Annotated in this window: 21 protein-coding genes and 2 pseudogenes; 5 read left to right on the top strand and 18 right to left on the bottom strand. The window is 72.8% G+C overall.

Translation table 11 applies throughout. The annotated features are described in order from the left end of the window. Positions 1-2: 2 nt before the first annotated feature. Positions 3-797, top strand: a complete 795-nt coding sequence (locus IG99_RS35625) for an IclR family transcriptional regulator (RefSeq protein WP_037681685.1) — start codon at positions 3-5, stop codon at positions 795-797. A 9-nt stretch (positions 798-806) separates the two neighbouring features. Here the strand turns inward: IG99_RS35625 and IG99_RS35620 are convergent. The 3 genes and pseudogenes from IG99_RS35620 to IG99_RS51775 form a co-directional block, all read right to left on the bottom strand. Beyond that, positions 807-1,640, bottom strand: a pseudogene (locus IG99_RS35620) (YqjF family protein). Further along, entirely contained in the window at positions 1,637-1,903 is a 267-nt protein-coding gene (locus IG99_RS35615; RefSeq protein WP_037681642.1) for a hypothetical protein, read from the bottom strand. The pseudogene IG99_RS35620 and the gene IG99_RS35615 overlap by 4 nt, the downstream one beginning before the upstream one ends. 76 nt (positions 1,904-1,979) lie before the next feature. Next, positions 1,980-3,445 (bottom strand): annotated as a pseudogene (locus IG99_RS51775) (aminotransferase class I/II-fold pyridoxal phosphate-dependent enzyme). Between IG99_RS51775 and IG99_RS51770 the strand changes: the two are divergent. The 3 genes from IG99_RS51770 to IG99_RS35600 all read left to right on the top strand — a co-directional run bounded on the left by IG99_RS51770 (position 3,437) and on the right by IG99_RS35600 (position 8,685). Then, the gene (locus IG99_RS51770; RefSeq protein ID WP_324606158.1) at positions 3,437-3,568 is read left to right on the top strand and encodes a hypothetical protein; all 132 of its coding nucleotides are present in this window, start codon (positions 3,437-3,439) and stop codon (positions 3,566-3,568) included. The pseudogene IG99_RS51775 and the gene IG99_RS51770 overlap by 9 nt on opposite strands. A 113-nt stretch (positions 3,569-3,681) precedes the next feature. Then, positions 3,682-4,320: a hypothetical protein gene (locus tag IG99_RS50795; RefSeq protein ID WP_051866276.1), complete on the top strand. Its 639-nt coding sequence runs from the start codon at positions 3,682-3,684 to the stop codon at positions 4,318-4,320. Positions 4,321-4,329: 9 nt separating this feature from the next. Further along, complete coding sequence (locus IG99_RS35600) at positions 4,330-8,685, top strand: cation-translocating P-type ATPase (RefSeq protein ID WP_037681639.1); 4,356 nt, start codon at positions 4,330-4,332, stop codon at positions 8,683-8,685. Between the two features lie 17 nt (positions 8,686-8,702). Here IG99_RS35600 and IG99_RS35595 read toward each other — a convergent pair whose 3' ends face one another. Genes IG99_RS35595 through IG99_RS48130 form a run of 5 tightly spaced genes read right to left on the bottom strand, consistent with a single transcriptional unit; the run spans position 8,703 to position 13,206 of the window. Further along, positions 8,703-10,505 carry an ABC transporter ATP-binding protein gene (locus tag IG99_RS35595; RefSeq protein WP_037681637.1) on the bottom strand — a complete coding sequence of 601 codons (1,803 nt, stop codon included), beginning with the start codon at positions 10,503-10,505 and terminating at the stop codon, positions 8,703-8,705. Beyond that, on the bottom strand, positions 10,502-10,939 hold the full coding sequence (locus IG99_RS35590) for a lasso peptide biosynthesis B2 protein (RefSeq protein ID WP_037681635.1): 438 nt from the start codon (positions 10,937-10,939) through the stop codon (positions 10,502-10,504). The genes IG99_RS35595 and IG99_RS35590 overlap by 4 nt, the downstream gene beginning before the upstream one ends. Next, complete coding sequence (locus IG99_RS35585; protein ID WP_037681632.1) at positions 10,936-11,190, bottom strand: lasso peptide biosynthesis PqqD family chaperone; 255 nt, start codon at positions 11,188-11,190, stop codon at positions 10,936-10,938. The genes IG99_RS35590 and IG99_RS35585 overlap by 4 nt, the downstream gene beginning before the upstream one ends. Positions 11,191-11,218: 28 nt before the next feature. Further along, positions 11,219-13,069 (bottom strand): lasso peptide isopeptide bond-forming cyclase, encoded by a 1,851-nt coding sequence (locus IG99_RS35580; protein WP_037681630.1) that lies wholly within the window; start codon positions 13,067-13,069, stop codon positions 11,219-11,221. Positions 13,070-13,095: 26 nt separating this feature from the next. After that, the gene (locus tag IG99_RS48130; protein WP_107056101.1) at positions 13,096-13,206 is read right to left on the bottom strand and encodes a keywimysin-related RiPP; all 111 of its coding nucleotides are present in this window, start codon (positions 13,204-13,206) and stop codon (positions 13,096-13,098) included. 499 nt (positions 13,207-13,705) lie between these two features. Between IG99_RS48130 and IG99_RS35575 the strand changes: the two genes are divergently transcribed. Then, positions 13,706-14,200, top strand: a complete 495-nt coding sequence (locus IG99_RS35575; protein ID WP_037681628.1) for a lamin tail domain-containing protein — start codon at positions 13,706-13,708, stop codon at positions 14,198-14,200. Between the two features lie 100 nt (positions 14,201-14,300). On the opposite strand, the gene IG99_RS51490 is transcribed toward IG99_RS35575, so the two are convergent. Genes IG99_RS51490 through IG99_RS35530 form a run of 10 tightly spaced genes read right to left on the bottom strand, consistent with a single transcriptional unit; the run spans position 14,301 to position 23,014 of the window. Continuing rightward, a complete protein-coding gene (locus IG99_RS51490) occupies positions 14,301-14,432 on the bottom strand; it encodes a hypothetical protein (protein ID WP_267882585.1) in 132 nt (43 codons plus the stop codon). Beyond that, the gene (locus IG99_RS46495; RefSeq protein ID WP_037681626.1) at positions 14,429-15,202 is read right to left on the bottom strand and encodes a hydrogenase maturation protease; all 774 of its coding nucleotides are present in this window, start codon (positions 15,200-15,202) and stop codon (positions 14,429-14,431) included. The genes IG99_RS51490 and IG99_RS46495 overlap by 4 nt, the downstream gene beginning before the upstream one ends. Continuing rightward, positions 15,199-16,221, bottom strand: coding sequence for a hypothetical protein (locus tag IG99_RS35565; protein WP_037681624.1), 1,023 nt, complete (start codon positions 16,219-16,221; stop codon positions 15,199-15,201). The genes IG99_RS46495 and IG99_RS35565 overlap by 4 nt, the downstream gene beginning before the upstream one ends. Continuing rightward, positions 16,218-16,979: a DUF6084 family protein gene (locus tag IG99_RS35560; RefSeq protein ID WP_051866275.1), complete on the bottom strand. Its 762-nt coding sequence runs from the start codon at positions 16,977-16,979 to the stop codon at positions 16,218-16,220. The genes IG99_RS35565 and IG99_RS35560 overlap by 4 nt, the downstream gene beginning before the upstream one ends. Then, positions 16,976-17,182 carry a hypothetical protein gene (locus IG99_RS35555; RefSeq protein WP_037681622.1) on the bottom strand — a complete coding sequence of 69 codons (207 nt, stop codon included), beginning with the start codon at positions 17,180-17,182 and terminating at the stop codon, positions 16,976-16,978. The genes IG99_RS35560 and IG99_RS35555 overlap by 4 nt, the downstream gene beginning before the upstream one ends. Then, positions 17,167-17,835, bottom strand: coding sequence for a DUF5947 family protein (locus IG99_RS35550; protein ID WP_063768369.1), 669 nt, complete (start codon positions 17,833-17,835; stop codon positions 17,167-17,169). The genes IG99_RS35555 and IG99_RS35550 overlap by 16 nt, the downstream gene beginning before the upstream one ends. Then, positions 17,835-18,362 carry a hypothetical protein gene (locus IG99_RS35545; protein WP_051866273.1) on the bottom strand — a complete coding sequence of 176 codons (528 nt, stop codon included), beginning with the start codon at positions 18,360-18,362 and terminating at the stop codon, positions 17,835-17,837. The genes IG99_RS35550 and IG99_RS35545 overlap by 1 nt, the downstream gene beginning before the upstream one ends. Positions 18,363-18,373: 11 nt before the next feature. Next, complete coding sequence (locus IG99_RS35540; RefSeq protein WP_037681620.1) at positions 18,374-20,164, bottom strand: nickel-dependent hydrogenase large subunit; 1,791 nt, start codon at positions 20,162-20,164, stop codon at positions 18,374-18,376. Positions 20,165-20,210: 46 nt separating this feature from the next. Continuing rightward, complete coding sequence (locus tag IG99_RS35535) at positions 20,211-21,266, bottom strand: NADH-quinone oxidoreductase subunit B family protein (protein ID WP_037681618.1); 1,056 nt, start codon at positions 21,264-21,266, stop codon at positions 20,211-20,213. A gap of 50 nt (positions 21,267-21,316) precedes the next feature. After that, positions 21,317-23,014 (bottom strand): hydrogenase maturation protein, encoded by a 1,698-nt coding sequence (locus IG99_RS35530; RefSeq protein ID WP_037681614.1) that lies wholly within the window; start codon positions 23,012-23,014, stop codon positions 21,317-21,319. Positions 23,015-23,103: the final 89 nt, after the last annotated feature.

Below are 23,103 nucleotides of genomic sequence, written 5' to 3'. Positions count from 1 at the left end.
GCGTGGACGACAGGGACGCACAGGACGAGGCGGGGCGAGAACAGCCGGGCACGGGTGTACGCAGCGTGCGGCGCGCTCTGGACATCCTCGGCCTGCTGAGCGAGGACCGTCCCGTCATCACCCTGCGCGAGATCACCGACACCACCGGGCTGGCCAAGACGACGGTGCTGCGTCTGGTCCAGACCCTGGAGGAGAGCGGGCTGCTGTGGTCGCATCCGGCCGGCTACACGGCGGGCCCCGGTCTGTGGCGCTGGGCCTATCTGGCGCGCAGCCAGTGGGAGGTGCCGCGCGAGACCCGCAAGGTCATGCGCGACCTCTCCAACCGGCTCGGCGAGACGGTGAACATCTTCATCGCCCGTGACGTCAAGCGTGTCTGTGTGGCCCACGAGGAGAGCCCGCACCCGCTGCGTCACGTCGTCGACGTCGGTGACGAGCAGCCCCTGTGGGCGGGAGCCTCGTCCAAGGTCCTGCTGCGTGACGCCTCCGAGACCCTGCTGCGCCGGGTCGCGGCGTCCTCGCCGCACGGCGAGTCGTACCTCGATCAGCTCCGCGCCCGTGCCCAGGACGCCGCCCAGCGGGGTTACGCGGTCAGCAGCAGCGAGTGGGACGAGGGGCTGACGGCGGTGGCCGCGCCGGTCCTCGGCCGCTCGGGCTCGGTCGTCGCCTCCCTCTCCGTGAGCGGACCCAGTCAGCGCTTCCCGTACGAGGCGGTGGAGCGCTTCGCCGCCGACCTCACGGAGGCCGCCGCGCTCATCTCCGACCAGGGGTTCAGCCACCCGCTCAGCCGCGCCCACTGACCTCGCGCGTCAGGGGGTGGGGATGCCGGCCGGGCGGGCCGGGCGGTCGAAGCGGACCGGTACGCCCGGTGAGTACAGGACGCTCACCGGCTCGCCCAGCGGCATGGGCATCCCTGCCGCGGCCACCAGGTCCTCCTCGCAGTCGACCAGCTCGGCCCGGTGCAGGGGCCAGCGGGGGTGAGCGTTGGGCAGGTACAGCGACCGGCCGAGAAAGGTGCTGTGCAGGCCCCAGCGGGCGGTCAGGAAGTGCTCCAGCTCCGTCGCCTCGTCGATCCGTTCGCCGATGCGCACGGTGATACGGCTGTCAGCACCGCGTGGGCCGGGCCAGCGCCGGGAGCTGGTGTAGGTGACCGTGTCGCGGTGGCTTCGGACGGCCATCCGGGACCAGACGTACGGCATCCCGAAGCCGATCCTGCCCACCACCACCGGCACGAGCCTCGAGGCGTCGAGCGAGCGGAAGACCACACCGCGCCGCCCGTGGGCGTCGACCGAGTACAGACGGACGTTGGTCTCGGGGAACGTCCCCAGGTACGGGACACCAGGGAGGCGGAACCAGCCGACGCGGTGCATGCGGAAGGCGACGAGACCGACGTATGTGACCTCGCCCAGGGTGTCGGGGCGGGTCCCCGGCGGCAGCAGACCTGCGATGACGGCGGGGTCCGCCGCTCAGTGCAGGAAGGTGAGGTCGAGCCAGGACTGGGTGAGCAGTGGGCGGTGGATGGCCGCCGGTGCGTCGGCCGAGATCGGGTCCGGGGACGCAGGGGGGCCTGACCGTGGCGTCGGCGGCGTCGCCTCGCTGTCGTCGTCCCCGGCACGCGTGCTCTCCCACTCCCCCGGCCTCATGGGATGTCACCGCGCCAGTCGAACCGGCGTCCGTCGGCCTCCCGGGGGGCGTAGAGGGATCGGCCGCCGGGTCCGTGGCGGCCTATCTCCGTCGGCAGGGCCACGCCCGCGCGCGCCTCCTCGTCGGGTCGGTCGGTGACGTCCAGGAGCAGCCCGTCCAGTGGTCCGCCCACCAGTTCCACGTAGACGCGTCCGCGCCTCGGGGCCGCGTCGTCGTGGTCCGCCCCGTACACCCGGCCACGCATGAACTCCAGTTCATCCATGACCGAAACGATCGCATCCGGCACTGACAATCGGTCCTCGAGCGGGGCCCGGCTCAGGCAGGGGAAGCGTGCGGCCTCATCGTCCCGCCACCACGCGCAGCGTCCGGACGTCGAGGTCGGCCGCGTCCGGGATCAGGACGCCGTGGTCGACGCCGCTGCGCAGGTAGTCGAGGACGTCGTCGGTGATCACCTCTCCCGGGGCGATGACGGGCACGCCCGGCGGGTACGGGCTGACCATCTCCGCGGAGATCCGCCCCGCGGCCCGCTCCGCGGGCACGTGTTCCACCTCGGCGAAGAACGCCTCGCGGGGCAGCATGGCCTGTTCCAGCTCCAGGGCGGAGGGCTCGGGCAGCCGTACCGGCGACTGCCGTTCGATGGAGGCGGCGCCTTCGACGAGGGCGTGCAGGGCGTCCATCAGGACCTTCTCGGTCTCGTCGTCGTCGGCGTAGGTGATCGAGGCGCTGATGCGGCAGGTGTCGGAGCCACCGACGTCCACGTGGCGCTGGGCGCGCAGCCACTCGGCCGCCTGCATGCCGCTGATGCCCAGCTGCCGTACGTCGATCACGATCTTCAGCGGGTCGAAGGCGGCGGCGAGTCCCTCGTCGACGACCTCTCGGCCCATGGGGCCGCAGGCCGGGCAGGTCGGCGGCCGTCCTGCGGACGCGTTCCGCGCGGTGCAGGACGGTGTCCAGGAGGTCGTGCCTGTGTTCGACCATCTGGCGGCGCCAGCCGTCGAGGGTGGCGTACACCAGGGACGATGCGCTGGTGGTGCCGAGCAGGTCCTCCCGCTGTTTGAGGGCCTCCGGGGACACCCGGTCGTACTGGAGGTGGAAAACGGAGCTCTGCTCGATCGCGCCGCCCATCTTGTGCACGCTGGTGACCACCAGGTCCGCCTCGGCGTCCATCCCCAGGCGGGCAGCGCGGGGTGGAAGGGCAGATGGGCGCCCCACGCCTCGTCGACGATGAGGGGGACGTCGAACTCGTGGCACACCCGGGCGACGCCCCTGGTGTCGGCGCACGTCCCCCAGTCCGTGGGGGTGATCAGCAGCATGCCCTTGGCGTCCGGGTGTTCCTCGAGGCCGCCGGCGTACGTCGTCGGGCTCGGGCGGGTGGGCGATGTGCCGCTCGGTGTCGAAGGTGGGGTGGACCCAGATCGGCTCCACGCCGTTGACGACGACGGCCGCGATCACGGCCTTGTGCGCGTTACGGGACAGCAGCAGCTTCTCGCCGGGGCCGGCGACGGCCAGCATCGCGGTCTTCACCGACAGGGAACTGCCGCAGGTGGAGAAGAACGCCTGGTCGGCGCCGACCGCGTCCGCCATGAGGTCCTGGGCCCGACTGAGCACGCCCTGGGACTGCCGCCGGTCGTCCAGGCCGTTGAGGGACAGAACGTCCGAGCGGAACACGTCGAGTCCGACGATCTCCGCCACGCGCGGATCCACGCCCCGGCCCTGCTTGTGTCCGGGCGGACCCGTAGGCCACGTCTCCCCGGCGCCGGAACTCCTGCAGCGCCTCCAGCACGGGTACCCGCGAGTGATCCATGGTTCCTCCCAGGTGCTGTCGGCGGCGACCGAGGCACTGGCCTGCACCGCGACGGACGTACTGCTGCGGACGGACCTGCGTGAGGAGGCGTGGGCGCGGCACCGCGCCGCCATGGAGCGCTGACACGCGCCGTCACCATCTCTCCCCATCCCGCCCGCGCGACGTCGGGATGAGCCTCCGAAGTGCGGGAACTCGGGTGTTCCGCAAGAGTGAGATTCGCAGAGGCGAGGACAGTCATGGCTGAGCAGAAGTCGGCGCAGGAACGCCTCCCGCAGCCGCTCCGTGCGGCGGCCTGGACGCTGCAGAAGGTGCCGGGCTCCGGGATGGTGAGCAGAGCGACCGCTGGAACGTTGGACAGGATCGGCGCCGTGTCGCCGCGCGGGCGGCGGATGGCGGTCTACACCGGGGCCGGGGTGCTGGGCGTCACCGGCGTCGTGGAGTGGCCGGTCGCCGTCACCGGGGCAGCGGTGGCGTGGCTAACGCGGCCGCGCTCCCAGCAGAAGCAGCCGCCGGTCGAGGCGGGACGGGGCGCCGAGGCGGTCGGAGCGTCCGAGGACGCCGGTCCCGCCGCGGGTGCCGCGAGCACCGCGGGCATCGAAGGAGCCTCGGGAACCGGACCCGTGGACGGAGGGACCGGCCCCGTGGACGACGCGGGCCGTCCCGGAGCCGAAGGGACCGGTCCGGTGGGTGGCGGCCCCACGAGTGCCCACCGCGACGCCGCGTCCCAGGCCGCGGACACCACGGCCCTCCAGGCCGGCGGCGAGGGCACCGGTGCCACCGCCCCCGCCGGTGGCACCACGGCCCGGGGGCAGCGGAAGGCACCTCCGGCCGGCGGGGCCGGCGGTTCGACGACACGCACGGGAAAGGCAGGCTGATCACAGGCGATGGGCGGACTTCTGACGCGTTCCTCGGGTGCCGTGACCGCGGCCGTCCTGGCCGGGCCACGGCTGCTCGCGCGCGGCTCGGCGCCCGCGGTGGGCGCCGCCGCGGGGGCGGCCGCCGCGACCGCGCGGGCCGGTGTACGTGGTGCGGACTTCGCCGCGCGTGCGGCCCGGGTCGCCCGTGCGGCGCTGCCCGGCAAGACCCCGCACTGGCGGGCCGGTACGCGGGCGCACCTCGCGTTGCGGCCGCTGGTGGCGGAGGAGGTGCACCGGGCCGGCGGGATGGAGGAGGTGGCGCGCCGGGTCGCGGAGTCGCTGGCCGAGCACCCGGACGTGGCGGTGGCGTACTGGGACCGCGGGCTGTCCCGGCTGGTGGTGACCGCGGTCGAGGACGCGGTGGGCGACGACGTGGTGGAGCGGGCCACCGAGCTCGCCGAACGGCACGGGCTGGTGCCTTCGGACGACCCCGTGGAGGACTTCGATCATCCGGGTGACCCCACCTCCGTTCGTACCGTGGCCACGGCGCTCGCCGCCGACGTGGTGGGTGTGGGCGCCGCGGTGACCGCGTCGGCGCTACGTCTGCCGCCCTCGCCGCGGCTGGTCACGGCGGTGTCGACGATGCTGCGCGAGAACCCGGCGTTCCGGGGCTGGCTGCGCGGCCGGCTCGGCAACGCCCGTATGGACGTGGCGCTGGCCGTGGCCAACGCGGCCGTGCACGGCGCGGGTCAGAGTCCGACCTCGCTGGTGCTGGACGGGACGTTGCGCGCCTGCCAGCTGGCGGAGGCCGTGGCGCGGGGCGCCGCCTTCGAGGTGGTGCACGACGAGCTGTGCGCGCCGGGCCGGGACAGCCTGCCCGGGGGCCGGTCGGTGCGGCCGCCGCTGCGCACCTCCCCGGCCCAGCAGTACGCCGCGCACGCCTCGGCCGGCAGTGTGCTGGGAGCGGTGGCCGCGTTGCTCGTCAAGCACGATGTGGCCGAGGCCGCCGAGGCGGTGCTCTCGGGTTCGCCGAAGGCGGCACGGTACGGGCCGGCCGCCTTCCACGCCGTACTGAGCGGGGCGTTGTCGCGGACGGGTGTGCTGGTGCGTGATCCCGACCGGCTGCGGCAGCTGGAGATGGCCGGGACGGTCGTGCTGGATCCGAGCGCGTTGCGCACGCCGGGTGCGGGGGCCGATCCGTGGGCCGAGTCCGTCCTGGACGCGGCGCGGCGGGCCGGGTTGCGGGTGGTCATGGTGGAGGATCCGGCGCTGGCCGACTTCACCGGGCTGGCCGACCAGGTCGTCGGCGCCGGGCGGCCGTTGGGCGACGTGGTGCGTGAGCTGCGCGAGGAGGACGGTGGCGTCGTCACTGTGGTGCGTCCGGCGCCGGGCGATCCCCCGGAGGTGCTGGCCGGGCTGCTCAGCGGTGACGTGGCCATCGCTCTGACGGACGGCGACAGTGCGGTGGCCTGGGGCGCGGACGTCCTCGCCCCGCACGGTCTGGCCGATGTGTGGCGGCTGTTGCGGGCGGTGCCGGCGGCCCGCACGGTGGGGCGCCGTTCACAGGTGCTGGCGCGGTCCGGCGCCGCGCTGTCCGGGCTGCTGGTGGCCGTGGGCGAGTCCGGACGGGGCCGTCGTACGTCACTGCCCGGGCTGCGGCACGCGCCGGTCGACGCGAGCGCGGCGACGGCTCTGTTGTCCGGGGTGCGCGCGGCCCTGGGGGTCGCCGGGGCCCGCGCCCCGCACCCCCGGCCGCGGGTGGCGTGGCACGCGCTGGACCCGCAGGACGTACGCGAGCGACTGGCGAGGGAGCACGAGCACGAACCCGAGCCGAGCGCGCTGGAGAGGGCGGGCGCCCGGATGCGCGGGGTGGCCGAACGGGCGGGCGAGGTGTCCGCGCTGGCCCCGGCGCGCTGGGCGGTGGGCCTGGCGCGAGCGGTGCGCGGCGAGTTGGACGATCCCCTCACTCCGGTCCTGGCGGTCGGCTCGGCCGCCGAGGCGATCCTCGGGTCCGTCGTGGACGCGCTGCTGGTGGTCGGCGCGCTCGATCTGAACGCGCTGGTCGGGGGCGTGCAGCGGCTGCGGGCGGAGCGGGCGCTGGCCGGGCTGCTCGCCCAGCAGAAGCAGAAGGCCCGGGTCGCCGAAGAGGAATCGCAGGAGGCGGCGGCCGAGGCGCACGTCGTGGACGCGGCCAAGCTGGAGCCGGGCCACGTCATCGAGCTCAAGGCCGACGATGTCGTACCGGCGGACGCGCGGCTGCTGTGGGAGGACGGTCTGGAGGTGGACGAGTCGGCGCTGACCGGTGAGTCGCTGCCGGTGGACAAGTCCACTTCCCCGGCCCCTTCGGCGCCCGTGGCCGAGCGTCACTGCATGGTGTTCGAGGGCACGACCGTGGTGGCGGGGCGTGCCCAGGCCGTCGTCGTGGACACCGGTGAGCGCACCGAGGCGGCCCGGGCGGTCTCCCTCGCCGCGCGGACGCCGTCGGCCGCGGGGGTTCAGGCCAGGTTGCAGGAACTCACCCGCAAGGCGCTGCCGTTGACCCTGGCGGGCGGTGCCGCGGTGACCGGTCTTTCGCTGCTGCGCGGGACGCCCGTGCGGGAAGCGGTCAGTGGTGGTGTGGCGGTGGCGGTGGCCGCCGTGCCGGAGGGGCTGCCGCTGGTGGCGACGGTGGCGCAGCTGGCGGCCGCGCGTCGGCTCGGCCGTCGCGGCGTTCTGGTGCGTACCCCGCGCACGCTGGAGGCGCTGGGCCGGATGGACACCATCTGCTTCGACAAGACGGGAACCCTCACCGAGAACCGGCTGCGTCTGGTCCGGGTCGCCGCCGTGGACGGCACGGTCCACAGGACGGGCGAGTCCGAGGTCGCGGACGTCGTACGGGCCGCCGCGCGCGCCTGTCCGCGTCTGAACGGCGACGGCGCGCGGCCGACGCACGCCACCGACGAGGCGGTCCTGGACGCGGCCGGGGCCGACCCGGACTGGACGCAGGACGAGGGACTGCCGTTCGAGACCTCCCGCGGGTACGCCGCCGCGGTCGGCCGGGCCGGGGACGGCTCGCCCGTGCTCGTGGTCAAGGGCGCGCCCGAGACGGTGCTGCCGGCGTGCGCCGGCCTGCCGTCCCACGCCTCCGAGTCGGCTCACGCGCTGGCCGGCGACGGACTGCGCGTCCTGGCGGTGGCCCGGCGCCCGCTGGCGGCGGACGAGGTGGCCCAGGACGTACTCCAAGAGCCCCTGGACCGATTGGAGTTCGCCGGTCTGCTGGCGTTGGCCGACGTGGCTCGCGAGACGTCCCCGGCGCTGGTGCGCGGGCTGCGTGAGGCGGGGGTACGGCCGGTGGTGCTGACCGGCGACCATCCGCAGACCGCCCGCGCGATCGCCGCCGACCTGGGGTGGCCGCAGGACACGACGGTGGTCACCGGCGACGAGCTGGCGGCGGCGGACCGGTCGGCGCGGTCGAGGATGCTGCGCGACGCGGACATCGTGGCCCGAGTGGCACCCGAGCAGAAGCTCCAGGTGGTGGAGTCGATGCGGGACGCGGGCCGGGTGGTCGGCATGGTCGGTGACGGCGCCAACGACGCGGCGGCCATCCGGGCCGCCGACATCGGCGTGGGCATCAACGCGCGGGGTTCGGCGGCCGCCCGCAACGCCGCCGACCTCGTCGTCACCGGCGAGGACCTGCTGGTGCTCGTCGAGGCGGTGCGCGAGGGCCGCTCCCTGTGGCACAGCGTCGCCGACGCGATCGCCATCCTGATCGGCGGCAACGCGGGCGAGGTCGGCTTCGGCATCGTCGGCACGATTTTGTCGGGCCGCGCTCCCCTGTCCACGCGTCAGATGCTGCTGGTGAACCTGTTCACGGACCTGTTCCCGGCGATGGCGGTGGCGGTGACGCCGAAGGAGGGGGTGGACGGTGAGGAAGCCGGGGCGGGCGGCACGGACGAGCCGCTGGGTACGGCCGTTCTCGGTGAGCCGCTGATCCGTCAGATCCGGCACCGTGCGCTGACGACGTGTCTGGGCGCGACGGCGGCCTGGCTGTTCGGTCGCTTCACTCCGGGTACGGCCCGGCGTTCGACGACGATGGCGCTGTGCGCCGTGGTCGGCACCCAGCTCGCCCAGACGCTGGCCGACCGCCGTGGCAGCCCCTTGGTGCAGGTCACGTCCCTGGGGTCGGCCGCGGCGCTGGTCGCGCTGGTGCAGACACCGGCGGCCAGCCACATGTTCGGCTGCACGCCGCTGGGCCCCCTCGCGTGGGCCGGCGTGGCCGCGGCGATCGCCCTGGCGCTGGCGGGGCAGCGGGCCGTGCCGTACGTGGAGGAGGCGATCCTGAAGCGGTGGCCGGACGCCGCCCGGTCACCGCTGGCGCTGCTGCCCGGGCACCCTGGGGGGTGACGGGGCGACGCCCGTGCTCAGTCGGGCCGGCTGCCGTGTTTCAGCATCTGGCTCGCGGCCAGTTCCCGGTACAGGGGGCTGTCGACCAGCAGTTCCTCATGGCGGCCGCACGCGGTGACGCGACCGTCGTGCAGGACGACGATCCGGTCGGCGTGCTGCACGGTGGACAGGCGATGGGCGACGACCAGCACGGCGCACTCCTCGGCGACGTCCTTCATGACCGTGGTGAGCGCCGACTCGTTGATGGCGTCGAGGTGGGAGGTGGGCTCGTCCAGCAGGAGGAGTGAGGGGCGGGCCAGCAAGGCCCGGGCCAGGGCGACGCGTTGGCGTTCGCCGCCCGAGAGGGTGCCGCCGCGCTCGCCGACGAAGGAGTGCAGCCCGTCGGGCAGCCGGGCGACGACCTCGTCGAGTCGGGCCAGTTCGACGACCCGGCGGACCTCCGCGTCCGTGGCGTCGGGCACGGCGTAGGCGATGTTGTCGCGGAGGGTGCCGTGGACCACGTGGGTGTTCTGGTCGACGACGGCGATGCGCCGTCGGCATGCGTCCCGGCCGAGTTCGGTGGCGGGCAGGCCGTCGAAGAGCAGGGTTCCCGCATCCGGCTCGTAGAACCGGGCCACGAGCGCGAAGAGCGTGCTCTTCCCGGCGCCCGAGCGGCCGACCAGCGCGACCTGGCGGCGCTGCGCGACGGTGAGGGAGACCCCGCGCAGGACCGGCCGGCCCGGGTGGTGGCCGAAGCGGACGTCGCGCAGTTCGAGGGCGGGTGGGGCGGAGACCGACACCCTCTTCGCCACCGGCGCCTCGCGGGCCCGCGGGACGGGCGGGGCGACGGGCTCCACGGGAAGCCGCAGCGCCTCGTCGATGCGCTGGTGGGCGCCCATCCCCCGCTGGACGAGGCTCGCGGCGCGGAAGACGGAGGACAGCGGCAGGACGAGGTACGAGGCGTACAGCAGGAAGGCGACGAGGTCGCCGAGGGAGCCGGTGTGGCCGCCGACGCGCAGGCCGCCGATGACCAGGACGACGAGGAAGGAGCCCTGGACGGCGAGTTCGACGGCGGGGCTCATCACGGAGGCGAGCTTCGCGGTGCGGACGCCCGCGCCGTAGGCCGCGTCGACGCGTGACCCGATACGGGCCGCCTCGCGGTCCTCGGCGCGGTGCACCCGCACCATGGGCAGCGCGCCGAGGGCGCGTTCCAGGTCGGCGGCGATGGCCCCGACCGAGTCCTGCATGTGCTCGGACGCCCGTCGGATGCCGGTGAGCAGGGAGGCGACGACGACAGCCGCGGCGGCCACGGTGAGGGCGACCAGGAGCAGCAGCAGCGGGTCGAGCCACGCCATGAGGACGATGGCTCCGGCGGCGACCAGGCTGCCGGTCACGAGGTCGACGAGGGCCTGCGAGACGACCTCGCGCAGCAGGATGGTGTCGGCGGTGACACGGGAGACGAGGTCGCCGGCGCGGTGCCGGTCGTACTCCCGCATCTCCAGCCGGAGCAGTCGTGCCACCAGTGCGTGGCGGAGTTGTCGTACGACGCCCTCCCCCATGCGCTCCAGGACGAAGCGCCCGGCGGATCCGGTCGCCGCCTCGGTGACGAACAGGGCGCCGAGGAGGGCGAGCAGGGGCCAGGCGATCTGCCCGCGGCCACCGGCGTCGACGAGGTGCTTGGCGACGAGCGGCTGGGCCAGCCCGAGGGCGGAGCCGGCCAGGGTCAGTACCGTGGCGACGGCCACGGCGGCCCGGTGTCCGGCGGTGAGCCGGTACAGCGTGGCCACCGCGGCGCGGGTCGACCTGTCGGGCTCGGCGGTCGGCGTCGGGGTGCCGGTCATCGGTCCGTCGGCCGGGACCGCGGGGGCACGGCCACCAGTCGGGCGAAGTAGCCTTCCGGCACGCCCTCGCCGACGGGGCCGCCCGCGGCCTCGATCCAAGCGTGCGCGGTGAACGGCGGGACGACGCGCACGCCGGCGCACCACGTCGGCCAGGTTCCGCCGAGCCGGCACAGCAGTGCCGCGCCCAGGGAACGCGGCAGGCACCCCTTCGGCCCGGCGCAGCGCAGGCTGGCGGCGCACAGGGCGTCCCGCGCGCGCTGGGCCTCGGCGGGGGTGGCGGGCACGGCGCCGCGACGCAGGACGCCGAGGACGGCACGGATGTGCCGGGGCGGCAGGAAGGCCAGGACGGTTGCGGCCGGCAGGACGAGGAGGGCGGCGATCCGCCGGGGCAGCGGCACGTCGGTGGGGCGCTCCAGCGCGCTGGGGGTGGTCATGAGGCGAGCCCCGAACCGCGCAGCTGACCTACGAGCGTCTCGACGTCCCGCAGGGCCTGGGCGCGGTCGATGTCGAACTCGCGGACCAGCGCGGCGGCCGCGTCCGCCTCCTCACCGCCGTCGAGCAGGGTCCGTACCACGAGAGTGGCGGTCGGGTTCAACTCCCAGTAGGCGCCGGACCGTTGGTCTAGCAGGACTGTGCCGTAGTCGGTCTCGGCCGTGGAGACGTCGGCGCCGAACCGCAGGGGCATGGGGCCGCCTTTCTGACGGGTGGTGGGGTCAGGGGTGGGGGACGCGGGTGCGGCGGCGGTCGAGCGCGCGCAGCCACACCTCCGCGGCGATGGTGGAGTAGAGGATGGCGTCGGAGAGTCCTCGGGAGGCCGGCCGCAGGGCGAGGCGGCGCAGTTCGGCGGCGTCGACCAGGCCCAGTGCGGCCAGCCGGGAGTCCTCCCAGAGGGCCAACAGGTCGGCGCGGTGCTCGCGCAGCCCGTTGGCGGCGTCCATGGAGGCCGCGGCCTTGTTGGTGCGCCGCAGACAGGCCTCGGGGACGATGCCGCGCATCGCGGCGCTCAGGACGGGCTTGTACCGCCAGGGAGTGACGCGGTCCTCCGGCCGTACGGCGAGGCACGCCTCGATGACGCGGTCGTCGAGGAAGGGTGAGGCCATGGGCAGCCCAGTGAGGGCGGCCATGCGGTCCCACTGCCGGATGACGCGGGTGCAGGAACGGATCTGTTCGAGGTCGCTGTGCAGTCCGCGGTCCGGGTGCAGGGGTGCGGCGGTCGCCGCGGCGTTCAGGAGCGCCGGGCGGGCCGCGCGCTCGGCGTCGGGGGTCACCCAGCCGAACAGCCGCGGGGCCATGCCCCAGCCGAGGCCGGTGGCGACGGAGGCGGGCGCGGGGGCGCGCAGATGGTCGGCGGCGTCCGCGAGCCACCTCCCGTAGGGCCGGGAGTCGGCGAGCGCGCGGGCGGTGCCGCCCAGCGGCCACTGCCATAGGGCCCGGAAGCCGCGCAGCTGCCGCAGGGCGAACAGTGGGCGGGTGCGCAGCAGCCGGTGGTAGTACGCCTCGGAGCACCAGGCCACATGGTCGCCGCCGATGCCCGTCAGGTGCAGTCGGCTGCCGCGTTCGGCGAGGGCCGGCAGGTGGTGCAGGACGCGGGAGCGGTCCATGACGCCGATGGTGGGCTCGTCGATGAGGTCGTCGATGCCGAGCAGGTCCTCGTAGACCAAGGGGGAGGCGTCGGCGTCCCAGATCACGTGCTCGATGTCCGGAAGGTGCCGTGCCGCCTGTTCGGCCCAGTACAGGTCGGTGTCGGCGGGGTCCCGTCCGGGCCAGGTGCTCGCGACCACGTGGGCCGGAGAGCGGTCGGCCAGGAAGCAGATGGAGGTGGAGTCCAGTCCTCCGGACAGGTCGCAGCTGATCACACCACCTTGCCGGGTGCGCGCGCCGACGGCCCGTTCGAGCGCGGTACGGATCACGGGGGCCGCCGTGGCCAGTGGCTCACGCGGTTCCGGGGGCGTCCACCAGCGGGTGTGCCGTGCGGTGCGTCCGTCGGCCGCCACGATCACGGCGTCCTGCGGGGGCACGGCGGTGACCTCGCGCCAGAGCGAGGTCTCGTAGAGCGGGTGGGGGGCGGGCCACAGCAGGCGGACGGCCAGTTCCTGCGGGTCGGGGTCGGCGCCCAGGGCGGCGGCGAGCGTGTCGGCGCGGGAGGCGGTGACGCGTACGCCGTCGATCTGCGCGTGGAAGACCAGCCGCAGGCCGGAGGCCGTGCCCTGGGCCCGGACGCGTCCCTCGTGGGTGGCGACGAGGTGGAAGCTGCCGGGCAGGGAGCGGGCCAGCGCGTCTAGTTCCGTGAGGTCGCGCAAACGTGCCGCGCGGCGGCCGAGTTCGTCGGCGTCGACCGGGCAGCAGCCGATGACGGCGAGGGCGGTGCGGCCGGCGCTCGCGGTCACGATCTCGTCGTCGTGCCAGCTTCCGACGAGCCAGGGGCGGCCGGAGGCGTGAGTGAGGGTCCGGCTTCCGGGGCGGGCGAAGGAGCGGGCCACGGCGGCCGCGTCCGCGCGGTCGGTGAAGACCGCGAAGTGCGCGTCGCCGGGGCCCGTCCCCGCACTTGCGTGCAGTTCAGTCATGACGTCGCGTCAAGGACCGCCGGTCGTCAGTTCTTGCTCAGGATCAGCCGGTCGTTGCCGGCGCGACCGAGGAGTCCCGTCTCCTTGCGGAACGTTCCGAGCCGGACGAGCGTCGGTGCCTCGTAAGCCTTCTTCATGACCACTCCTCACATACGGGCGTCACACCCGCCTCCTTGGGCCGTCGGCCCACCCAGGGCTCATCGGGAACTCGGGTGACGAAGCGGGCTGGCATCCAGCTAGCTGCAGAACGGGAGGAGAGGACAAGGTCGTTTACAGAACTCGGATGATATGTAAAAGCCGCGAAACTACTGCCCGCATCGACTGTTCGGCTGGCACCGACCGCCTACGCCCCGCCCCTGTCGAGACCCCGCGCGTGCGCGGTGCAGAAACGTTTGCACCTGCGCTCCGACGCGGGCGGAGGCCTTGTCCGGACGCGCCCGGGCCCGGGATCGTGGGCAGGCGCCGCCGGGGCGCATTGAGAACGCCGGGACGCGCCCATCTCGCATCCCCTTCAGTTTGAAGTGACGGCACCACCACCATCAGTCTTCACGTTTTCGCCACTTCACCATCACCTGACGATCATCTTATGTGTATGCTCCAGGCGCTCCATTCGCACCACCGAGGGGGGACTTCCTCATGCGTAAGCGCCACATCGTGGCCACCGCCGTCACCGCCGGAACGCTCGCAGCTCTCGCCGCCGCCCCGGCGCAGGCCACCGAGTACTCGTCGGCACTGAAGATCAAGGGCGTCCAGTACGACGCACCCGGCCGGGACTCCAACCGGTGCGACGGCGGCAACACCCGGGACGAGTTCCTGACCATCAAGAACTACTCCGCCACGGCGACCGTCAACCTCAAGGGCTACGTCGTCAAGGACGCCGCCGGCAACAAGTTCACCTTCGGCGCCAACCACTACCTCCAGCCCGGCGACTACGTGAAGCTGCGCGGCGGGCGTGGTACGGACTCCGACGGGGGCAACGTCGTGTACCGCCAGAACTGCAACTTCATATGGAACAACGACAAGGACACGATCTACCTCTACAAGCCTTCCGGCAGCCGCGCCGACGTGCACTCCTACACCAAGTCGGCCAACGACCGCGACGGCAACGGCTACATCACGTACCACGGCTGACACACGTGCGCCGTGCCCCGCTGGCCATCGCGGGGCACGGCGCCCGCCTTCGCTCGACGACGTCCTCAGGCCGCGAGGAGGTCGAAGCCGCTCTCGGGGATCACATGCCCTTCAGTTTGAAGTAGCGGCGTGCCTCGGGCAGTTCCGTCAGGGCGATCAGGACCAGGGCGGCGGAGACGGCTCCGACGGTGGCCCTCACTACGTTGGCGGGGATGAAGATGCCTTTCTTCATGGCAGGTTCACCTCCTCTCGGGCGGCGGCGAGGATGTCGGCGAGCAGCGACTCGACGAAGGGCACGGAGCGCTCCACGGCCTCGCGGACCGGTTCGCTGAGGCCGACGACGACGTCCACCTCATCGCCCTTCATACGGACCTCGGGCTCGCAGCCGACCACGAGCAGACGGGGCAGGTCCCCGTCACCCAGCTGCCGGGCGAGGGCGATGACCTTGACGGGGTCCATGGCGTGGGCCTCGGGGGCACCTTCGGCGGGCAACGTGGCGAGGTCGGGCTCGATGACGCTGAGGGTGCCGGGCGGCCGGCCGTGCGGGGTGGCGTCCAGCAGGACGACCGTGTCGTAGCCGTCCAGCATGCGGTAGGCGAGGTCCATGCCCCGGATACCGAAGTCGGCGACGTGGACACCGTCGGGCAGCGGGCGGCCGGCGAGGGCGGTGGCGGCCTCGGGGCCGAAGCCGTCGTCGGCCATGAAGATGTTGCCGACGCCGGCGACGAGCACCCGGTGGGCGGGCGCCCGACCCTCGGATCCGGGCAGCGGTTCGAGTTCGTCGGGGGCGAAGAAGAACCGGTGGCCGATCTGGCTCGCCGCGCCGAGATCGCGGCCGGGGTCCCCTTCGAGGACGACGGCGACATGCACCTGCCCCTCGAAGTCCTCCTCCACGGCGGCGACTTCGGCGATCCTCCCGGTCAGGGCCAAGTCCATGATGTCCGCCCGCCGGGACGGCCTCAGCCGCACGCGCGTGCCGGGGCGGAAGGATGCGCCGTTCACCGTGCCTCCCCGGTGGCCGCGCGGAACTCGCGGATGGTGCCGTGCAGGTTCATCAGGTCATCGACGCCGAGACCGGCGCAGCGGTCGAGGATCTCGCGCGCGCGGGGGTCGCTCGCCCGCGCCTCGGCCCGCTCCTCCTCCGTCATGCTCAGCACGCTCAGCACGAGCAACTGGTCGATCTCGGTCCCGTCGAACAGGTCTCCCGGGCTCTCGGGGGCGACCCTCGGGAAGTCGTACAGCGTGACCGGCGAGGAGAGCACCGTGCGCGCCCGTCCGTCCCCCTCGTCGGCGCCGACCAGGACCGGCCAGGTGCCCTTGTTGCGGCAGGCGGTGGCGTGGTCGCGCAGGTCGGCGGGCGGTTCGAGGAGGGAGACGAAGCGGCCGCCCGCGCTGTGCAGCACGGTGTGCGTGGAGACGAAGGCGTACGGCGCCGTCCTCTCCCGAGCGTGCCGGTCGCCGGGGTCCGGCACCGGGGCGGGCGTACTGTTCGCGATCCGCACGGTCAGCCGGCGTACGCCGTCCGCGACCGGCTCGGCCGTGACCTCGACGGTGCCGGAGAGCCGCCGCCAGCCGCGGACCAGGCTCGCGGCGTCGCCGGGCAGCTTCTCGGTGTCGGTGCCCTCGGGGATGTCGACGGTCACGGCGGCGGGGGCACCGGTCAGCACGACCTCGCGTTCGGTGACCTCCTGCCAGCTGACGTACCGCTCCCCCGACACGGTCAGCTCGTCGACGGGCTGCCCGTCCTGGACGACGGTGCGGTCCACGACCTGGAGGAACCGCACGCGCACGGTGAGGTCGTCGGCGGGTCCCTCGTGGAGCACCTGGGTGGTCATGGTGGCCGGTTCACCGAGCACGTCGGCGCAGGCGGCGGGGAAGACGCCGCCGAAGGTCCAGCGTTTGGCGTTCTTCAGCGCGGACTTGCGGTAGGGCCAGAGCAGGTAGCCCTCGTACAGGCAGGTCCGGGTGATCTTCTCGACGTCGGAGAGATCGGAGTGGTCCGAGAGGTCGGTGAGGGTCATGTGGTGGTGGTCCCCGAGTGGTCCGAGTGTTCTGAGTGGTCCGGGTGGTCCGGGTGGTCCGGGTGGTCCGGGCGATGGCGTGCGACGCCGTCGAGCAGGGCGCGTACGGCGTCGTCGGGCGTACCGAGGACGCTTCGGACGCGGTAGGCGTCGAGGCGGTCGTAGGTGTCGCGGGACAGCCGCAGCCAGGGGCTGCCCGCGTGGTAGCGGTCGGTGAGGGAGTGCCAGAGGGCGGCCGGCAGGGCGTAGCGGGTGTCGCCGTCGGACCAGGAGATGCGGGAGGCGGCGAGCCCGGGCACGCCGGGCGTCCGGTGGAAGACGGTGCCGCTGAAGAGGAAGTCGAGCGGCACGTCGCCGTCGTCGCCGACCGCGCGCAGGTATTTGGTGACGGCCAGTTCCGTGTCGTAGGAGCACTCGACGGGGATGCGCACCGTCGTGCGGTCGTCGAAGGGCGGGACGTGGACGGTGGTCCGGGCCCAGGTCAGGGGGCGCATGCCGGTCGCCCACTGTTCGGGCGCGCCGAACAGTTCGCCGAGTGCCTCGTGGGCCTCGGGGCCGTAGCGGCGGCGGGCGACGTCGATGCGGACGACGGTGGTCAGCGCGACCGAGCCGACGGGCTGGCCGCCGGTCCTGGCGATCTCCAGGTCGAAGCGGAGGGTGGGCAGCGCCGCGAAGGGTTCCTCCTGCGCTCCGGTGACGGCGAACGCCAGGACCGGCGCCACCGCCGCCGGAGCGGACAGGGCGGGGGACCCCGTCATGGGGTGGGCAGGTTCGGCATGTCCGGGTCGACCGGATTACGACGCTTGGCGTTGATGCCGGTGTAGCTGCGGGCCGTTGTCCGGTCGTTGCGGCGGTGTCCCGGCTGGTGCTTGATCAGTCCCCGGTGGTTGCCGCGCCGTACGCCCGCCACGTGGGCGGGCTTGTCGGGCTCGACGTCGGGTTTGCCTACGGTGATGCCCATGACGCCTCCTCGGTGGTGAAGGGGGTGGGTGGGGTGGGTGGAGTCGGTTCGGTCAGTCCGCGGAAGAAGTCCTCGACCCGCTGCCACACCTCGGGGCCGCCGTCCAGTCCCTTCCAGTGTGCGCGCACGACGGCGACCAGGCGGTAGCAGTCGTCGAGCGGGACGAGCCAGTGCTCGTCGGCCCCACGGCCACGGTGCACCAGCAGCGCCCGTACGTCGGTGACGTGCTCGGGCAGGTCGGGGTGGCACCGCTCGACCTCGCGCCAGCTGTCCGCGGGGACGGCGGAGCGCAGTGCGCCCAGGGGACTCGGGTAGGCCGCGGTGACCTCGCATGTCTCGCCCGAACGGGTGAAGAAGGCGAGGGAGACGGGGACGCCGAGGCCCGCCCACGCGGCGTCGTCGATGCGGCAGCCGTCGAGCCGGCGCCGCTCCAGCGGAAGCAGCCGGTGGCCGCCGGCCGTGGTGGCGCCGTGGTCGAACAGCACCGCGCAGGCGCGACAGGCGCAGGAGACCGCGCCGGTGGCGGTCTGCAGGACGTGGCGGTGCGGGAGTCCGGTCGGCAGCGGCTCGGCGCACAGGTCGCACCGCTCCTCCCGGGTCTGCTGTTCCTCGGTCCGGGAGGCCTGCCTGGCCACACGTCGCAGTCCGCTCATCAGCGGGCGCCTCCGCCGACGGGCGTCCGGTCGCGGAACAGCGCGTCGACGGGGATCAGCGCCCCGTCCGCCGCACCGCTCTCCACCGCCACGTCCTCGATCTCCGGCGCCCGGGCGGCCACCGCGTCCCGTACGGCCTGCTCGGTCTGTGCCGAGCCGCAGCCGCCGCCTTGGACGCGGATCCGTACGGCGGTCCCGGAGAGCTCCACCAGCTCCGGAGGGCCGGGCAGGGCGGCGAGGGCCTGCCGTAGCCGGGTCTCGACCGGGTCGGGGTGCAGGTCGTGGACGAGGAGGAGGTGGCCGACGAGTTCGTCGTCGGCCAGCCGCCGCAGCAGGTCGGGGTGGTCCGCCAGGTGGGCGGTGATCCGGCCCAGGCCTTGGCCGTAGAGCCCGACGAGTGTCTCGACGGTCTCCGCGGCGCGCTTGGCGGCGAGGCCGTCCGGCAGGGCGTCCAGACCGGACAGCCGCTCCTCGGCCAGCGCCACCTGACCGCGGGCGTGCGCGTCGCCCCAGGGTTCCCAGGTCATCGCCGGCCGCCTCAGCCCGCGAGGGTGCCGAAAGTCGGCGAGTGGGACTGGGTGAGGGTGCGTCCGCCGCCGAGGTACATGTGGACGCCGCAGGGCAGGCAGGGGTCGAAACTGCGGACGGTGCGCATGATGTCGATGCCCTTGAAGTTCTCCGGCCCGTTCTCCTCGAAGATCGGGCAGCCCTGCACCGCGTCCTCGTACGGGCCGGGGGTGCCGTAGAAGTCGCGAGGACTGGCGTTCCACGGGGTCGGCGGGTACGGGTGGTAGTTGGCGATCTTGCCGTCCCGGATGACCATGTGGTGGCTGAGGACGCCGCGTACGGCCTCGTGGAAGCCGACGCCGATCGCGTCCTTGGGCACCTTGAAGTCCTGGAAGGTCTTGGTGACGCCGGAACGGACCTCGTTGAGGGCCTGGTCGACGAAGTGCAGCGCCATGCCGGCGGCGTAGGCGACGAAGTACATGCGGGCGCGGTTGCGCTCGATGGTGTTGGGGAACGGCGGGGGCGTCCACTCCAGCCGCCGTTCGGGCGAGGACGGTGTCTTCGGCAGGGTGATCTGCACGCTGTGGCCGGTGGAGCGCACGAACGGGGTGTTGACCTTCCCCGCGAGGGCGGTGACCCAGAGGCGCGCGATGGGGCCGCCGCCGGTGTCGAGGGCGAGGAAGTCGTTGGTGCGCTTGTCGAACCAGCGCGGGCTCATCACCCAGCTGTAGTTGCCCCCGTCGAGGTCACGCTTCTGCGGCGCGGGCAGGGTCGTCTGGTTCCAGGGGTGGCGCTTGTCGACCGGGTTGCCCAGCGGGTCCTTGTCGACGAAGGTCTCCTCGCCCGTCCAGTCCTCGTAGTAGGAGCTGCCGAGCAGGATGCGCATGCCGAGGTTGATGTCGACCAGGTCCGTGGTGACGAGCTGGTTGTCGACCACGATGCCCGGGGTGACGAACATGCGGTTGCCCCACTCGTTCATCTTCTTGTAGCTGTAGTCGACGATCTCGGGGTCCTGGAAGGCGCCCCAGCAACCGAGCAGCGTGCGTCGGCGGCCGACCTCCTCGTAGCCGGGCAGCGCCTCGTAGAAGAAGTCGAAGACGTCGTCGTTCATGGCGACGGCCCGCTTGATGAAGTCGAGGCAGCGGGTGAGCCGCACCAGGTAGTCGGTGAAGACCTGGGGCGTGGCCATCGTGCCCACACCGCCCGGATAGAGCGTGGAGGGGTGCACGTGGCGGCCCTCCATCAGGCAGATCATCTCGCGGGTGAGGCGGCTCATGACGAGCGCCTCCTTGTACGTGGCCCCTTCGAAGGGGTTGTACGAGCGCATGATGTCGCCGATGGTGCGGCACCCGTGCTGGTCCGCGTGCGGGGCCGGGGTGCGCTCGGCCCGCTCCCACACGCCCGGGTTGGTCTCCTTGACCATGCGTTCGCAGTAGTCGACGAAGACCATGTTGTCCTGGAAGATCGTGTGGTCGAACATGTACTCGGCGGCCTCACCGAGGTTGATGATCCACTCGCCGACCGGTGGCGTCTTGATGCCGTAGGCCATGTTCTGCGCGTACACCGAGCAGGTGGCGTGGTTGTCCCCGCAGATGCCGCAGATGCGGCTGGTGATGAAGTGTGCGTCGCGAGGGTCCTTGCCCTTCATGAAGACGCTGTAGCCACGGAAGACCGAGGAGGTGCTCTTGCACTCCACGACCTCGCGGGCGTTGAAGTCGATCTTCGTGTAGATGCCGAGGTTGCCGACGATCCGGGTGATCGGATCGAACGCGACATCGGTGAGGGTGCGCTGCTCCGTGGGGGCGGCCTGGCTCGTCGTCACTCGACGGGTTCCTTTCACACGAGGGGCGTGCGGGTGGGTTCGGCGGTCACTTGCCGGGCCAGCGCGGCGCGAAGCCGGAGGTGAGCTCGGTGCGGTTGTGGCGCCACTTGGGTTCTCTGTTGACCGAACGGTTGGTGATGGCGCGCATGGTGCGCACCAGCGGTCCGTACGTGGAGGCCATGAGGCCGGAGGAGACACTGCCCCCGGGGGGCTCGTCCATGAACGGCATGAACTTGTCCGGGAAGCCGGGCATGGTGCAGCCGATGCAGATGCCGCCGACGTTGGGGCAGCCGCCGATGCCGTCCATCCAGCCGCGCTTGGGCACGTTGCAGTTGACGACCGGGCCCCAACAGCCGATCTTCACCTGGCACTTGGGCGAGTTGTAGTCCTTGGCGAAGTCGCCCTGCTCGTAGTAGGCGGCGCGGTCGCAGCCCTCGTGCACGGTCTTGCCGAACAGCCAGGTGGGGCGCAGCTGGTCGTCGAGCGGAATGGGCGGAGCCATTCCGGCGGCCTGGTAGAGCAGCCAGGTCACGGTCTCCATGAAGTTGTCGGGCTGGACCGGGCAGCCCGGTACGTTGACGATGGGCAGCCCGCCGGCCGAACGGAAGTCCCAGCCCAGGTAGTCGGCCAGGCCCATGCAGCCGGTGGGGTTGCCCGCCATGGCGTGGATACCGCCGTACGTGGCGCAGGTGCCGATCGCGACGACGGCGAAGGCGCCGGGGGCGAGCCGGTCGATCCAGGTGTTGAAGGTGATGGGTTCGCCCGTGCGGGGGTCGTTGCCCATCGAGGTCCAGTAGCCGTCGCCGTTGATGCGCTCGTTGGGGATCGAGCCCTCCACGACGAGGACGTACGGGGCGCCGAGTTCACCGTCGGCGGCCTGATGGAAGGGCCGGGTGAAGTCGTCGGCACTTTCGTAGGAGAGCACCTTGTTGTGCAGGACGACCTTGGGCAGTCCTGGAATGGCCCCGAGGACCACGTCCTCCAGACTGGGCAGCGATGCGGCGGTCACCGAGACGGTGTCGCCGTCGCAGCTCATGCCCTCCGAGGTCCACAGGATGTGAACTTCCTCCACGGCCGCGGGGGCCTGGGTGTCGGTGCTCATGGGATCCCTTCCTGGCGGCGTCCCCCGTAGCAGGCTGACATGGCACGCAATCACGCACCATTCGGACACTCCGTTCGGAGGTGGTCCGGTGTCCCGTCCGGCCGACGCTTGCGGACGAAGGCGGAGCGCAGGGCGTGGTAGGGCGCGGCCGGGTCGTCGAACACGGCACGCATGCGTTCCAGCTCGGCGGCGCGGTAGGCGCTGAGGGGGCGTACGGCCTCGTCGCGCTCCCGGGCGGCCTTCTTGGCGCCGAGCCGGGCGGGGAGGTTCGCGGAACGGGCCAGATGGTCGGCCGTTCGGGTGATCTCGTGCGCGAACTCGGTGGGTGTGCAGTCGATGACGCGGTCCACCAGGCCGAGGGAGTGGGCCGTGGTCGCGGTGAGGGGCTGGGCCTCCTCGGTGAGGCGTGCGGCGAGCGCCGGGCCGACCTTGCGGGGCAGGGTGTAGGTCCAGTACTCGGAGCCGTACAGGCCCATCAGACGGTAGTGCGGGTTGAGGACGGCGCCCCGGCGGCACCAGACCTCGTCCGCGGCGAGGGCCAGCATCGTGCCTCCGGCGGCGGAGTTGCCGGGGAGGGCGGTGATGACCAGGCGGTCGGTGGTGGTGAGGATTTCCTCGACCAGGTCGTCGATGGCCTCGATGTTGGCGAGGGATTCGGCGGCGGGATCGGGGGCGGCCTCGATGACGTTGAGGTGGATGCCGTTGGAGAAGAAGTCTCTCTTGGCGCCGAGGACGATGACGTCGGTGGGGCGGGTCCGGGCGTGGCGGTAGGCGGTGAGGAGTCTTCGGCACTGGGCCGTGCTCATGGCTCCGCCGGGGAAGCGGAAGGTCAGGTGGCCGACGGTGCCTTTTTCTTCGTAGGTGATGTCTGAGTAGCTTCCGCCTGTTGTGCTTTTGGTGCGGGTGGTGGGGGGTTTCTCGCGCGGTTCCCCGCGCCCCTCAAGTGCCGGCTGCGCCGGCAACTTGAATGTTGCCGGGCCTCCGGGAACTCGCTTGGGTCTCAGTTCCGGGATCCAGACCGCGCCGTCTGTCGTTGCTCGGCAGATGGCTCCGTGCCGTGTGGCCAGGAGTTCGCCCGGGGCGCCTTTGAGGTGGGGTTCCGGGTGGCCGCCGTGGAGGTACCACTCGGTGCCCAGGAAGGTGTCCAGGACGCCGGGTTGGGAGTCGGCGGCGCGGAGTTTGCGGAGGACTGTCTCCGTGGGGTCGGTGTGCCAGTCGATGCGGCGTTCGGCCTGGGTCAGGTAGGGCTGCCAGGTGTGGCTGGGGGGTGTGACGGGGGTGTAAGTGCCGGAGGTGAAGCGGTCGACGGCCAGGAGGACCGCCTTCAGGGCCGCGTCGGCCAGTTCGCCTCGGTAGAGGTCGCTCTTGCCGACGCCGGGCGGCACAGGGAACTCCGCCGACGCCCAGACCGGGCCCGCGTCCATCTCGGCGACCGCCTGGAGGACGGTCACCCCCCAGCGGTCGCGGCCCTCCTGCACCGCCCGGTCCAGGGAGGAGGGGCCCCGGTCGCCGGGCGGGCCCGGGTGGACGATCAGGCAGGGGTACCGCGACCAGACCTCTTCGGGGACGGCGGTCGTCAGCATGGGGGCGATCAGCAGGTCGGGCGCGTGGCGGCGCACCGCTTCGGTGAGGTGCCGGCCGTCTCCGAGCGCCAGTTCCACGGCGACCGGGTGTCCCCGGTCCCGCAGTTCCGCGTGGACCCGCTGGGTGAGGCTGTTGTACGCGCTGGCAAGAAGCAGAATCCGCATCACGCGGTGATGCTGCCCGGCGACCGCCGCACGGGACGCGAGGCGCGCCCCTCGGGGCCGCGCGCTTGGGCCGGGCGGGGGAAAACGGC

The organism is Streptomyces griseus subsp. griseus (assembly GCF_000720255.1).
Taxonomy (GTDB): Bacteria; Actinomycetota; Actinomycetes; order Streptomycetales; family Streptomycetaceae; genus Streptomyces; species Streptomyces griseus_I.
The sequence above is the reverse complement of the archived record's forward strand: the minus strand, read 5'-3'. Positions and strand labels throughout refer to the sequence as shown.